The sequence below is a fragment of the Paralimibaculum aggregatum genome, from assembly GCF_030270585.1.
GTDB classification, from domain to species: Bacteria; Pseudomonadota; Alphaproteobacteria; order Rhodobacterales; family Rhodobacteraceae; genus Thermohalobaculum; species Thermohalobaculum aggregatum.
The window spans coordinates 41,733-53,984 of record NZ_BSYI01000038.1 but is presented as its reverse complement, the minus strand read 5'-3'; the positions used below and the strand labels follow the sequence as shown (position 1 = coordinate 53,984).

Sequence of the window (12,252 nt, the reverse complement as noted above, 5' to 3'; positions counted from 1 at the left end):
GGGAATTCCAAGGAAAGATTGTATATCTGTGTGTTATCAGAATGATATGGACTTCTGAGGATCGTTCTGGAAAACAACATGGCGGACATCCACTCCGCCACTGTTTCGGCGGAAATATCTGATTTATAAGAGAAATTTCCAATACTGTAGCTGCGATCCCATACATTTACCCATTAAGCGGCGTCGGCCTTGCGGCGTTCCACATTCGGCAGGGCGAATGCCGGCTTACATGACGCCATGATGACGCTGAGCGAATTCCGGGCGAAGATTGCGTGGCGCCATCGCTCTTAACAACATGGCGTGGCTGATGCCGCTATCGTGACCGTCCCTTGATCGTGGATGGCGTGGTGAGGGCCCGTCAGCCGGTATAGACCACGCTGGCGAACCTGATGGGCCATCTCCCGTTTCCGTGATCGGGCGGGTCTGTCGATGGCGATGACGGCCGCCGGCGCCGATGGACGTTAGCCGCGGGCGCTGTGGGGTCGGACGGTGTCGTCGTGACGCCGCCATTGGACGCCGAATGGACCGCCGGAAGCAGGAACGGTGCCGGGCTCTGCCGGCGCCTGCGCGCCGCAGGCTTCCGCGGCAGCCTGCGGGTTGTGACGCAGTGGGCGACGCGCCGCCGCCGCTCCGAGATGGCGCCTGATGGCCGTTCCCGGAAACGCCCCTCCGCGCGTGCCATTGCCCGCATGATGACACTGCGCAGGGATCGCCTAACGAGGGACGAGGCGTTCACCGTCGCGCAGATCGAACACGGCGTGCCGCAACGCGCCGAAGCGGCCGCGCTGGTCGACGACTTCCAGAACATGTTCCGGAGGGCCGCGGCTTCGACATCCTGACCATCGACATCTACGAACTGGAGGACGGCAAGATCGTCCGCTCCTGGCAGGTCGGGGATTGGGCCGGCGCGCTGCGGCAGTTCTTGGGTCAGGAACGCCCCGCGCCGTCGAACCCCCGCGCCGTCGACCCCCCATGCCGGCTCACCGACGTGCCGGCGCGTCTCTTGGGGGAAGGAGCCCGAGCCATGCAATACGCGGTCACCGCCGTTTCCGGCCGGCTTGGCCGGATGATCGCCGCTCACCCGATCAGCAGGGTTGGCGAAAATCACGTCGTCGGGCTGGCCCGGTTGCCGGAGAAACCGAGCCAGCGGGCTCGCCTGGGCCGTAGGTCGCGGCGCCATCTACATCGAACCCGACATCGACGCCCTGGACGACTGCCGTGCCGCGGGTGAAATCGCCAACAGCGCGGGAGACGGCAGGAGCGGCTACACGACCCGCGGCGAACTGGCGCTCGCCTATGCGCGCCTGCCGGCCCGCTCCGAGCTTGACGGCGAGACGGTCGAACTGCTCGACAAACCCATCACGCAGTCGCAATTGGCGGAGCGCCTCAACGACGTCTTCGGCACGAGGCTGACCTGCCGCGATTAAACCCCAACTGAGTATGGCGCCGACCGGACCGACGCCCTGGGCCCCTTCTTCGGTCCGATAATCGGCGGGATCCATGACGGCATCCGCTGCGGCGCATATGACCCGCCCGGCGATCTCGAGGCCGTGGCGGGCCGCCCGCGCCTGAACCGGGACGACCGCTTCGGATCGCTGGCGATTCGAACGACGGCTTTGCTGCGCTGTGGCATAAGACCTGCAGCGCGCCGGAGATGCGAGCATGGAACGTCTGGAATCGATCTGGAACCACCCCACACTTTCTGGGCGCTGCTGAGCCTGCCCGCCATCCCCATCGTCACGGGCTTCGCCTCGGACGACCCGCGCGCGGTGCATGAGATGCTGCACCCCACGGGGGAGTTCGCGGCGCGCTTTATGATCGTCGCGATGACTATAGCGCCGATGACCGTGCTGCTGCGCGGCTGGCGCGGACCGCGCTGGATGATGAAACGGCGCCGCCGTCTTGGCGTCGCCGCGTTCGGCTGCGCGGCGCTGCACATGGTGCTCTACCTGATCGACAAGGGCGCTGTGGCCTTCACCCCGGGGCGAGCTATCCAATCTCTACATCTGGACCGGCTGGATCGCGTTCCTGATATTCGTGCCGCTCGCCGTGACCTCTACGGACGGTTGGGTCCGCGATGGAAGATGCTGCAACGCTTCGTCTATGGCGCAGCGGTGCTGACGCTCCTGCACTGGGCCGCGCTGCACGACTGGGGCGGCGTGGGACCGGCAATGGTGCATTTCGCGCCGCTTGTCCTGCTTGAAGCCTATCGGCTCTGGTCGACACCGGGGCGTCGGCGGCTGCGGGTTGCATGACGGGCGTTGCCGTCACAGCACGCTGGGCAGCCACAGCGCGATGCCCGGGTTCAGGAGGACCAGGATCAACCCGATGGCCTGAAGCGCGATGAAGGGCCACATTGCGCGGAAGATCTCGCCCAGCTCGATCTCGGGCGGCGCCACCGACTTGAGATAGAAGCAGGCCGGGCCGAACGGCGGCGAAAGATAGGAAATCTGCATGTTCATGCAGAACAGGACGCCGAACCAAACCGCCGAGTAGCCCAAGCTTTCGACGATCGGCACGAAGATCGGCATGGTCAGCAGGACGATGCCGATCCAGTCGATGAACAGGCCCAGCACGATCAGGACCAGCATCATCAGCAGGATCACGCCCAGCGGGTCGAGCTCCAGCCCCGTGATCGAGCTCTGGATGAACTTCGCCCCGCCCAGCAGGTTGTAAACGCCGATCAGTGCATTGGCGCCGATGGTCAGCCAGATCAGCAGCCCCGAGGTGCTCATGGTGCGCCAGAGCGCGCCGCGCAGCATTGCCCATGTCATCTCGCCGCGCATCACGGCCGAGGCGGCGGCGCCGATCACGCCCATGGCCGCCGCCTCGCTGACCGAGGCGATGCCGGCGTATATCGTGCCGAGCACCCAGACAATCACCAGCACCGGCAGGACCAGCCCGCGCGCGAGGCGCAGCTTCTCTGCGAGGGGTATCTGCCGCTCCTCGATGCCGGCCGGCGGGCCGGCGGCCGGGTCCAGGTGACAGCGGATCAGCACATACGCGGCGTAGAGCCCGGCCAGCAGCAGGCCGGGGACCAGAGAGGCGACGAACAGGTCCCCAATCGAGACGTTGGCCGTGAGCCCGTAGATAACAAGGACGATGGAGGGCGGGATCATGGTGCCCAGCGATCCGCCGGCGCAAACGATGCCGATGGCGAGCTTGCGGTCGTAGCCGCGCGCCAGCATCTGAGGCAGCGCGATCAGACCCAGGAGCACGATCTCGCCGCCGATGATCCCGGTCATTGCCGCCAGCACGACGGCGACAGCCAGCGTCTGCAGCCCGAGCCCGCCCTTCAGCCGCCCCGCGACAAGGTGCATGGCGCGGAACAGATCGCGCGCCACGCCGGATTGTTCGAGGATCGAGGCCATCAGGATGAACATCGGCACCGCGACCAGCACGAACTCGCTGACCAGCGTGTAGGAGCGGCTGGCGACGATGGTCAGCCCGTTGGGTCCGTAGGCGAGCAGCGTGGTCACCATCGCCACGGCGCCGGTGGCAAATGCCAGCGGCACGCCGATCGCGAGGAGGATCGAGATCCCCGCGACGATCAGCAGCGAGATGGTGCCGATGTCCAAGCGCTCAGTCCGTCGGTGCCGGTGCCGGGCGGACAAGGCCCAGGTGCCGCGCCAGCTGCAACAGCGTCTGCACGGCGATCAGTGCCGAGGCGACCACCAGCGCCGTCTTGATCACCACCGGCGTCGGCTGGTTCCAGGCCGAAGCCGAGGTTTCCATGCGCGACCAGGCCCGGCCGGCGACGATCCAGGCCGCGTAGATCATCGCTCCGATGTAGAACAGTGTGACCAGCGCCGCGACGATGTCGGCCATCAGCCGCAATCGCGGCGGGAAGTGCATGTAGAGCGAGGTGATCCGGATATGCTCGCCGCGCACCATCGCGTAGGGCCCGCCGAACAGGAAGGCCACCGCGACCAGCGTCGCGGTCAGTTCGTGCGCCCAGATCGTCGGCGCGTTGAGAAGGTAGCGGGCGACGACCTCGTAGGCGATCGCCGCGGCGACAGCGAGAAAGACGACGGCGATGACGCGGCCGAGCAGGTCTTGCAGCCGGTCGACGACGCTCAGGTCGGGCATGCGCGGGTTCCCCGGGTCAGTTGGCTTGCATGTGGGCGCCGGGCGGCGGCGAGGGAGAGACCGCCGCCGCCCGGTCTCAACTCACTCGATCAGCCCGAGCGATTTCAGGTAGGCGACGTGGCTGTCGACCACCTTGCCGGCCATCTCGCTGCGGCCGCCGAACTCGCGCCAGACTTCGGCCGCGACGCGGCGGAGTTTCCGCCGCTCCTCGTCCGACCAGTCCACCAGCTCGGCCCCGTCGGCCCTGGCCGCCGCGACCGCTTCGAGGTCCGCCGACGCCATGGTGCGGATCATGTCATAGTTGAAGTCGCGCACCGCCATCTCGAAGATTGTCTTCAGGTCGTCCGGCAGCCCGTTCCAGGTATCGAGGTTGATCGCGACCTCGCCCATCGGCATCGAATGGAGGCCAGGGTAGATCGGATACGGCGCGATCTTGTGAAACCCGAGATCCTGGTTCATCGACAGCGTGCCCCAGTCCGCCCCGTCGATCACGCCGCGTTCGAGCGAGGTGTAGACCTCGGCGCCGGGAATGTTCACCGGCGCCGCGCCGATGTTGCGGAATATCTCGGACGCCGTACCCTCCGGCATCCGCAGCTTCATGCCCTGGAAGTCCTCCACCGTCGCCACGCGCTTCTTCGAGGGGATCGATTCCATGCCCCACAGCACCGGGCCGACGTAGAACAGGTTGAAATCGGCATACATTTCCCGCGCGATTTCCAGCCCGCCATGTTCGTACACCCAGTCCGTCAGCTGGTAGGGGTTCTCGTAGGCCGCGTTCAGGTCGGCGAGCAGCGCCATGCCTGGCTCCCGGCCGGCAAAATAGGCGGGCGCGGAATGCTGGCCCTCGAGGATGCCACTGCCGACCGCCTCGAGCGTCTCGTTGTAGGCGACCACCGCGCCGACGGGCAGCGGCGTCACGGTCAGCCGGCCGCCGCTGGCCTTGCCAACGTTCTCGGCAAACCGCTCGAACACCTGCTGGTTGATCGACCCGGCCTGCCAGATCGATTGGATCTTGAGTTCGGTGGTCTCCTGCGCCTGTACGCCGCCCGCGGCGGCCAACGCCGCGGCGGCGGCCAGTCCCAACAGGGTCCGTCTGTTCGCGCGCATATGATCTCCTCCCATGCCGTTTTTGTTGTGTTCCCCGGCACCGCCGGGGCGGCTGCGTCGTGATTTGCGGGTCAGAGCGACCGGCCTTCCGCCGCAAGCTTCTTGTTCAGGATCTGCCGCACCTTGATGCCGGCGCCGTCGGCGCCGAGCGTCACCTCGAGGTAATCGAGGCCCCGCGGGTCCTTCGCGATCTTGTCCTGCAGGCGCTCCAGCAAGTGCTTGTCTTCGTCAAAGGCCGCCGTGACACTGGCCTTGGTCTTTGCCGCCACCTCGTCCGAGATCTCCGGCACGTCGAAGGCCGCGGCCCAGAAGTAGTGGGTGTGCCCGCGCGTGGACGGGGTCACGATGTGGCAGCCGCGCATGATGAAGTCGGCCCGGCGGCCCGGCTCCGGGTTCGGGTCGTGCACGTTCCAGTCGGAGAACGAGATCGCCAGCGACGGCATCCGGCCCTTCTGGACCCGCTTGATGGGCTTGTCCTCGGGCAGCCCCATGCCGGCGCAGAACAGCGGCGACAGGGGCGCGAGGTCGAACTCCTGCTCGTAGCACACCGTCTCGCCCTCCATGTAGGTGTCGGGGGCGGTGATCCAGTCGTCCTGCTTGAAGGTGTTCTTGTGCAGAAAGGCGATGTGGGTGAGGTCCAGAACGTTTTCCCGGATCAGCACCCAGTTTGCCGCCACCTCGTAGTAGCCGTGGACGAAGCTCCAGTCCGGGTCGACCTGGTAGGACACGTCGGGCGGCTCGCCATCGATGGCCTCGGGATCGCCCATCCAGATCCAGATGTAGGCCCCAGCCTCCCGGACCGGGAACGACGGGATCTGCGCCGTCTTCGGCATTATCTTCTGTGTCGGCGCCTTGGTGCAGTTGCCGCCGGTGTCGAACTCCATCCCGTGGTAGGGGCAGACGATCCTGTCGCCGGCCACGTGGCCTTCGCTGAGCGGCGCCCAGCGATGCGGGCAGCGGTCGTAGAGCGCCGCGGGCGAGCCGTCCTCCAGCCGGTAGAGCACCACCGGCGTTTCCAGGAGCCAGCGCGCCAGCGGCTTCGTCGTCACCTCGTCCGCGTGCGCGGCGACCCACCACATGTTGCGGGGGTAGTTGTCCTGCAACATCCCGTTGGGGATGCGCTGGCCGTTCGGCTGCACGTCCGTTGGCTTGTTCATCTCATCCTCCCTGGGCGAGCATCCTGGCAAAGCGCTCGGCCTCTTCCGGGTTCATCTGGTAGCTGTGGTCGGCATCGGGAAACGTGCCCGCCCGCACCTCGGCGGCGAAATCGGCGAAGGCCTTGGTCGCGATCTCGGCCATGTTCGCTTAGCGCTTGGCGAATTTCGGCTTGAAGGTGTCGAAGGCGCCCAGCAGGTCGTAGCCGTTCAGGAGCTGGCAGGTGCCCGCCGCCCCGGCGCCGATGGAGAAGGTGAAGATCGACACCGCCTCGTCGACCGCCTTGCCCACCTCGTAGGGCATGGCCTCGATCTCCAGCCCGATGGCGCCCGCCGCCTCGATGGCGCGGGCATTCTCGACGATCTCCATCGCCGCCTCGGCGGTGCGGCCTTGCGTCTTGAAGCCGCCGAGCATGTGCACCCTGTGCGGCAGGAGCCCGACATGGCTCATCACGGGCACGCCGGCATCGGCGACGGCCCTGATGATGTGAGCGCCTTCCCGGCCGGCCTGCAGCTTCACCGCATCCGCACCGCCTTCCTTCATGAGCCGAAGGGCGTTCTGCACGGCGATGTCCGGTGTCGCATAGGATCCGAACGGCATCGACACCAGGGCCAGCGTCCTGGGCGCCCCGCGGCGCACGGCGCGGCAATGGTCGATCATCTGGTCGACGGTGATCGCCAGCGTGTTCTCGTGCCCGTGCAGGGTCATTCCGAGGCTGTCGCCGACGCCGACAATGTCGACGCCCGCCCGCTCGGCCCAGGTCGCGGTCAGCACCTCGCCCACGGCGACCATCACCAGCCGCTCCCCCGCCGCCTTCTTCGCGGCGAGGTCGGGAATGGTCAGCTTCGCGCGTTCCCCCGGCACGGCTCTCCCCTCAACCGAATCGCTTGACCGATATCCAATGTTGTTCCATTTGGAACAATATGTCCAATGCCCATTGTCCGGAGGCCGTGGCGATGCTCTTCTGCCCGACAGCGTTTCACGGCAGCGAGGTCACAGCTATGTCGGACGGCAGCAGCGATCCCTCGGGGTCCCGGGACCTCACGGCGCTTTTCGATACCGTCGAGTTTCCCGATGCGTTCCGGATCACCTATCTCGGCAACGCGATCATCAACCCGGTCTACGACGCGATCAAACGCGACTTCGGGCTGATCCGGCCGGAATACACGGTGCTGGCCTGCCTGTCGCACTACCCCGAACTCACCGCGCAGGACGTGGCAACGATCTCGCGCCAGCCGCGCAACACCATATCGCGCGCCGTGCACCGGACGTTGGCCGAGGGCTACATCGAACGCGCGCCGGACCCCGAGGACGGGCGCCAGGCGCGGCTGCGGATCACCCCGGCCGGGCGCGCGCTGCACAAGAAGGCCGCGGCCTACATGGCGGCCCGGCAGGAAGAAGTGCTGGCCGGCCTGGACGCCGGGGAGCGGCGGACTCTCGGCGCGCTATTGCGAAAGGCGGCGCAGTACGCCGCCGCGCTTCGGGAGTGAGGTGTGATGTCTCTGGACGCCGGCAGCCCTTCGGCCACCGCCACCATGCCACTGACGGCGCGGATGCGCCGATCGCCGTTCTGGGCCAGGAGCCACGCGCAGGGTCCGAATGGCTACCTGGTCTACAATCACATGCTGATCGCCTCGCATTTCGGACAGGCCGAGGAGACGTACCATCACCTCAAGTCGGCGGTGCAGTTGTGGGACGTCGGCTGCGAACGGCAGATCGAGATTTCCGGCCCCGACGCCGCGCGGCTGGTGCAGATGTCCACGCCCCGCGACATCGGCCGGATGCGCAACGACACGTGCTATTAGATCCCGACCGTCGATGGCGATGGCGGCATGACCAACGATCCGGTGCTGCTGCGGCTGGGCGAGGACAGGTTCTGGGTCTCGATCTCCGTCAGCGACCTGATGCTGTTCTACAAGGGCGCCGCGGCGGCGCTGGATCTGGACGTGCGCGTGTCCGAGCCGCCGGTGTATCCGCTGGCCATCCAGGGACCGAAGGCGGACGAGCTCGCTGCCAGGGTCTGGGGCGACGAGGTGCGCGATCTGCGCTTCTTCCGTTACATGCCGGTGGATGTGGACGGCAGGCCGATGATCCTCGCCCGGTCGGGCTTTTCGACCCAGGGTGGATTCGAGCTGTATTTCGAGGGGGCCGAGGGCGCCGAGGCGCTGTGGGACCGCTTGATGGAAGCCGGGCGCGACCTCGATGTGCGCACCGGCGTGCCGCACCAGTCGGAACGCATCGAGTCCGGGATGCTGTCGTACCAGAGCGACATCACGCCCGACATGACGCCGATGGAGGCAGGGCTGGGCAGAATCTGCGAGCTGGACCGCGATCTGGGCTGCCTCGGCTGGGCGGCGCTGCGGCGAGAGCGCGAGCCGCGAAGGCAGCTGCGTCCGGTGGAGATCGCTGGTCCGCCGCTTCCGCCGCAACAGACGTTCTGGGACGTCACGGCAGGCGGCCGGAGTGTCGGGAGGATCTCGTCCTCCTGCCGCGCCTACAGCTGGGACTGCAACGCCGCCATCGGCCTGATCGCCAGCAGCCACTGGGACGCGGGCACCGCACTCGTGGTGCAGACGCCGGTGGGCCCGCGTGACGCGGTGGTGAAGGACAGGTTCTGGGGGCGGTTCGCATGACCGGACGCACGCCGCGGCCGCGCCGCAGCTTCATCTTCACGCCCGGGCTGCGGCCGGACATGTTCCCCAAGGCGTTGAACAGCGGCGCCGATATCGTCTGCGTCGAGCTGGAGGACGGCATCGCGCCGAAGGACAAGGCGGAGGCGCGGCGCAACGCCCTCGCGCTGTTCGAAAGGCCCCAGGCGGACGACGGGGTCGAACGGATCGTCCGGATCAACTCGATGCGCGAACGGTTCGGCATCGAGGATGTGAGCGCAATCCTGGCCACACGGACGCCGCCGCCCGCGCTGATGATGCCCAAGGTGCGCACGCCGGACGAGGTCGTGATCCTCGACGGGCTGTTGACCGAGGCCGGCCATGCCACCCGTCTGCATGTCATCATCGAGACCAATGCGGGGCTCGAGGCCGCGCAGGACATCGCCCACTGCTCGGACCGCATCGACGCGCTGTTCTTCGGCGGCGTCGACATGGCGGCGGAACTGCGCTGTCGCAACGCTTGGGAGCCGCTGCTCCATGCCCGCTCGCGCGTGGTCCATGCGGCGGCCGGCGCGGGGCTCGACGTCATCGACGTGCCCTACCTTGACCTCGCCGACCCCGAGGGCATGCGCGCCGAGGCGGAGAAGGCGCGTGACCTGGGCTTTGCCGGCAAGGGATCGGTGCATCCCAAGCAGATCCCCGCTCTGAACGAGGTGTTTACGCCGACCGCGGACCAGATCGCGCGCGCGCGCCGGGTCATCACGGAGTTCGAGGCGGCGGACACCGGGCTGGTCGTGATCGACGGCAAGCTGATCGAGAAGCCGGTGCTGCGCGAAATGCACCGCATCGTCGCCATTGCCGACCGGATGGGAGCCTGAGCCGGGGACTGCTGGGAACCCGGCCATGCCTCCCCCGCCGACGCTATCAGGGCGCCGCGGGAGACGCTGCCTTGCATCACCGCGATTTGCACCGGCACCGGGATCCGGAAGCCCGGTTATCCGGCGACGTGGACCAGGCCAGCCCGGCCTGCAACCGGGTCATCCACCGGCGGGAGATGCCGGGCATCGGCGACGCGGTGCACCGCATGGGCTGGATCGCCTGTTCCTCCCCCCAGGACGACGCCGGCATGTCGCGCCGCCATCCGCCATGGCCGGGCGTGCGGCCACACGCATCCACGCGGTCGACCAGACACTGGTGGGTGGCAGGCAGGCTTGGGCGCCCCTCGCAGGTTTTCCTGGCGACCCGACCCAAGCCACGCGACTTGCCGGGGCGATCACGACCGTGACCAGTGTCTCGACGAGCGCCCGGGCATCCGCGGCGCCGTCAGCGCTGTCCCTGATGCCCTTTGGACGCGCGCAAGGAATTGCACATGCACCGCGCTGATGAAGAGCGCATCAGGGCCGCTGCCGCTGCCGCTGCAACCGGCCTGCAGGAAGCCGGCTTCGTTCGTCAGGCGGCCCTTCTGCGTGCGCAGGAGGTCGAGCAACATGTGCCCCTCTCCGTCTTGCCTGTTGAGGCGTTCGATGCTTTCAGGGCAGCCGTCGGGGCGCCCGGTCAGGTCGTGTCCGGGTTGGCTCGTGCCGCAGAAACGTCGAAGGGCCTCCTGAAGGACGCCGGCTGAGGCCGCGGCGGACGCGCCCGCTCTGACGATCGCGAAATTCGACAGGGCGCTGCATGACCGCAGCGCCTTCTCTTGTGGCTTTGGCCCCATCGACAACTTCCTGAAACCGTCGCTCTCGGACCAGATCAAGAATGGAATGGTCGCTGCGTGGATCGCCACGGCAGGCGACGATCCTGCAGTGCTGGGCTTCCATACCCCGGGCGCAATGGCCGCCCGGTCGGATCTCGGTCCGAGGAAAGGGCAAAGCGCCGGTGTCCGCGACATCCCGGTCATCTACATCCGGGCGGTTGCGGTACGCGCGGACATGCATGGCAAGGGACTCGGGAACGCCCTCGTCGTAGACGCGATGCGGCTCTGTCTTGGGATCGCCGATCAGACGGGCGCTGCGGCCATCGTCCTCGCCGTGCTCAAGGACGACCACTCCGAACGCCGCTGAAACGTCCACCGAGAGCTCGGCTTCCGGCCGTTCGGCGACCCCGAGACCCCGCGGCGCGCATTCATTCCGATGGCCAACATGCGCGCGACGCTGGGCTGAAGAGCCGCCTGGCATCAGATCCGCCCCTCCACCCAGTTCGCGACGATCACGCGGTGAACTGATGCGGTGGATGCCTCAATCCGGCGGCATCGCGCATGCCATGACGGTTCTACGGGAACCAGGCGAAGGGCAGCCTCTAGATTTGCGGCGTGGGGCCGGACTGGGCGTTCCGGTTCGACCGCGCGGTGTCGAGGACGCGCCCGGCGACACCGCCGGCCGCGCAGCCTGCCTGCATCGTGGCGATGGGGGGGCTGCGCGACGGCACATCACCGGGGCACGGTCGCGTAGTCGCACGGCCGCAAGGTCCGGCTCGTGCTGGCCGCCCATGTGAAGCCGTTCGTGAAGAGGCAGAAGAAGGACCGCGCCGATGCAGAGGCGATCGCAGAGGACGCGTCGCGTCCGGCCATGCGTTTCGTGGCTGTCAGGAGCGCAGAGACGCAGGGCCGGGCGGCCGCCTTCCGCACCCGTCAGTGCCTCGTTCGGCAGCGAACACAGCTGATAAGCGCGCCCAGGAGCCACCTCGCCGAGTTCGGCGCCGAACTCGGCCTCGTCGTGCCGAAGGGGCCGGCCAACCTCGAGGTTCTGGAGAACGCCCGTGCCGACGAGGCCGGCGACCTGTCCGCCGCGGTCCGCGAGACGGGCAGGATCCACCTCGACCGGGTCGCCCGTCTCGCGGAGGTTGTCGAGCGGCTGGCAGGCAACCCGGAGACTGCATCAAGAACGGACGAGGCGCCGCGGCGGCTGTGCACCATGCCGGGGATCGGCCCCGTGACCGCGGGTGCGGTTGCCGCCTTCGCACCCGATCTCGACAGGTCTGGCAGCGGGCGCAACCTCGCTGCCCGGCCTGGCCTGGTGCTCCGGCAGCGATCCGCAGAGCGATCCACAGGCGGAAAGGCCCAGCCCGGTGCCGTGAGCAGGATGGGCCGGACCGACATCGGACGGCGCCCGATCGTCGGCGCCCTGAGCGTGACATGATGGGTGGCGAGGAGAGGCGGCAGCCCCGACCGCTGGCGCGCCTATCTCGTGACGCGCAAGCCGGAGATGGTCGCGGCAGTGGCGCCCGCCAGCAAGATGGCGCGCGTGATCCGGACGTTGACGACCCGGGGCAAGGATCATCGAATGGCGTGAGCGGAGCC

At 67.7% G+C, this 12,252-nt stretch carries 17 protein-coding genes; 11 read left to right on the top strand and 6 right to left on the bottom strand.

Annotated features, from left to right (window positions below; genetic code table 11):
- Positions 1-509 precede the first annotated feature (509 nt).
- The 3 genes from QSJ97_RS18940 (at position 510) to QSJ97_RS18930 (ending at position 2,255) form a co-directional block, all read left to right on the top strand.
- Positions 510-839, top strand: coding sequence for a hypothetical protein (locus tag QSJ97_RS18940; protein ID WP_285673651.1), 330 nt, complete (start codon positions 510-512; stop codon positions 837-839).
- Positions 840-1,094: 255 nt separating this feature from the next.
- Positions 1,095-1,427: a Rossmann-fold NAD(P)-binding domain-containing protein gene (locus QSJ97_RS18935; RefSeq protein WP_285673650.1), complete on the top strand. Its 333-nt coding sequence runs from the start codon at positions 1,095-1,097 to the stop codon at positions 1,425-1,427.
- 123 nt (positions 1,428-1,550) lie between these two features.
- Complete coding sequence (locus QSJ97_RS18930) at positions 1,551-2,255, top strand: iron reductase (RefSeq protein ID WP_285673649.1); 705 nt, start codon at positions 1,551-1,553, stop codon at positions 2,253-2,255.
- Between the two features lie 12 nt (positions 2,256-2,267).
- Here QSJ97_RS18930 and QSJ97_RS18925 read toward each other — a convergent pair whose 3' ends face one another.
- The 6 genes from QSJ97_RS18925 to panB form a co-directional block, all read right to left on the bottom strand.
- Complete coding sequence (locus tag QSJ97_RS18925; protein WP_285673646.1) at positions 2,268-3,578, bottom strand: TRAP transporter large permease; 1,311 nt, start codon at positions 3,576-3,578, stop codon at positions 2,268-2,270.
- 4 nt (positions 3,579-3,582) lie between these two features.
- A complete protein-coding gene (locus QSJ97_RS18920; protein ID WP_285673645.1) occupies positions 3,583-4,089 on the bottom strand; it encodes a TRAP transporter small permease subunit in 507 nt (168 codons plus the stop codon).
- Between the two features lie 81 nt (positions 4,090-4,170).
- A complete protein-coding gene (locus QSJ97_RS18915) occupies positions 4,171-5,196 on the bottom strand; it encodes a TRAP transporter substrate-binding protein (protein ID WP_285673644.1) in 1,026 nt (341 codons plus the stop codon).
- 71 nt (positions 5,197-5,267) lie between these two features.
- Positions 5,268-6,353 carry an aromatic ring-hydroxylating oxygenase subunit alpha gene (locus tag QSJ97_RS18910; protein ID WP_285673641.1) on the bottom strand — a complete coding sequence of 362 codons (1,086 nt, stop codon included), beginning with the start codon at positions 6,351-6,353 and terminating at the stop codon, positions 5,268-5,270.
- A gap of 1 nt (position 6,354) precedes the next feature.
- A complete protein-coding gene (locus tag QSJ97_RS18905) occupies positions 6,355-6,495 on the bottom strand; it encodes a hypothetical protein (protein WP_285673639.1) in 141 nt (46 codons plus the stop codon).
- A 6-nt stretch (positions 6,496-6,501) separates the two neighbouring features.
- The gene (panB, locus tag QSJ97_RS18900; protein ID WP_285673638.1) at positions 6,502-7,215 is read right to left on the bottom strand and encodes a 3-methyl-2-oxobutanoate hydroxymethyltransferase; all 714 of its coding nucleotides are present in this window, start codon (positions 7,213-7,215) and stop codon (positions 6,502-6,504) included.
- Between the two features lie 92 nt (positions 7,216-7,307).
- Here panB and QSJ97_RS18895 point away from each other — a divergent pair, with 92 nt between their 5' ends.
- The 8 genes from QSJ97_RS18895 to QSJ97_RS18865 all read left to right on the top strand — a co-directional run bounded on the left by QSJ97_RS18895 (position 7,308) and on the right by QSJ97_RS18865 (position 12,091).
- The gene (locus QSJ97_RS18895; protein WP_285673637.1) at positions 7,308-7,841 is read left to right on the top strand and encodes a MarR family winged helix-turn-helix transcriptional regulator; all 534 of its coding nucleotides are present in this window, start codon (positions 7,308-7,310) and stop codon (positions 7,839-7,841) included.
- A 6-nt stretch (positions 7,842-7,847) separates the two neighbouring features.
- Positions 7,848-8,156 carry an aminomethyltransferase family protein gene (locus tag QSJ97_RS25065; RefSeq protein WP_352231115.1) on the top strand — a complete coding sequence of 103 codons (309 nt, stop codon included), beginning with the start codon at positions 7,848-7,850 and terminating at the stop codon, positions 8,154-8,156.
- Positions 8,157-8,984, top strand: a complete 828-nt coding sequence (locus QSJ97_RS18890; protein ID WP_352231117.1) for an aminomethyltransferase family protein — start codon at positions 8,157-8,159, stop codon at positions 8,982-8,984.
- On the top strand, positions 8,981-9,838 hold the full coding sequence (locus tag QSJ97_RS18885) for an HpcH/HpaI aldolase/citrate lyase family protein (RefSeq protein ID WP_285673636.1): 858 nt from the start codon (positions 8,981-8,983) through the stop codon (positions 9,836-9,838). The genes QSJ97_RS18890 and QSJ97_RS18885 overlap by 4 nt, the downstream gene beginning before the upstream one ends.
- A gap of 128 nt (positions 9,839-9,966) precedes the next feature.
- Entirely contained in the window at positions 9,967-10,245 is a 279-nt protein-coding gene (locus QSJ97_RS18880; RefSeq protein WP_285673653.1) for a selenium-binding protein SBP56-related protein, read from the top strand.
- An 84-nt stretch (positions 10,246-10,329) separates the two neighbouring features.
- Positions 10,330-10,581: a hypothetical protein gene (locus QSJ97_RS18875; protein ID WP_285673635.1), complete on the top strand. Its 252-nt coding sequence runs from the start codon at positions 10,330-10,332 to the stop codon at positions 10,579-10,581.
- Positions 10,582-10,717: 136 nt separating this feature from the next.
- The gene (locus QSJ97_RS18870; RefSeq protein ID WP_285673634.1) at positions 10,718-11,017 is read left to right on the top strand and encodes a GNAT family N-acetyltransferase; all 300 of its coding nucleotides are present in this window, start codon (positions 10,718-10,720) and stop codon (positions 11,015-11,017) included.
- A gap of 411 nt (positions 11,018-11,428) precedes the next feature.
- A complete protein-coding gene (locus QSJ97_RS18865; protein WP_285673633.1) occupies positions 11,429-12,091 on the top strand; it encodes a transposase in 663 nt (220 codons plus the stop codon).
- Positions 12,092-12,252: the final 161 nt, after the last annotated feature.

Bases quoted from the DNA above. Each gene is read 5' to 3' on its own strand.
- QSJ97_RS18870 (WP_285673634.1), top strand. From the start codon at position 10,718: ATGGTCGCTGCGTGGATCGCCACGGCAGGCGACGATCCTGCAGTGCTG.
- QSJ97_RS18895 (WP_285673637.1), top strand. From the start codon at position 7,308: ATGCTCTTCTGCCCGACAGCGTTTCACGGCAGCGAGGTCACAGCTATG.
- QSJ97_RS25065 (WP_352231115.1), top strand. From the start codon at position 7,848: ATGTCTCTGGACGCCGGCAGCCCTTCGGCCACCGCCACCATGCCACTG.
- QSJ97_RS18875 (WP_285673635.1), top strand. From the start codon at position 10,330: ATGCACCGCGCTGATGAAGAGCGCATCAGGGCCGCTGCCGCTGCCGCT.
- QSJ97_RS18915 (WP_285673644.1), bottom strand. From the start codon at position 5,196: ATGCGCGCGAACAGACGGACCCTGTTGGGACTGGCCGCCGCCGCGGCG.
- QSJ97_RS18885 (WP_285673636.1), top strand. From the start codon at position 8,981: ATGACCGGACGCACGCCGCGGCCGCGCCGCAGCTTCATCTTCACGCCC.
- QSJ97_RS18920 (WP_285673645.1), bottom strand. From the start codon at position 4,089: ATGCCCGACCTGAGCGTCGTCGACCGGCTGCAAGACCTGCTCGGCCGC.
- QSJ97_RS18905 (WP_285673639.1), bottom strand. From the start codon at position 6,495: ATGGCCGAGATCGCGACCAAGGCCTTCGCCGATTTCGCCGCCGAGGTG.
- QSJ97_RS18910 (WP_285673641.1), bottom strand. From the start codon at position 6,353: ATGAACAAGCCAACGGACGTGCAGCCGAACGGCCAGCGCATCCCCAAC.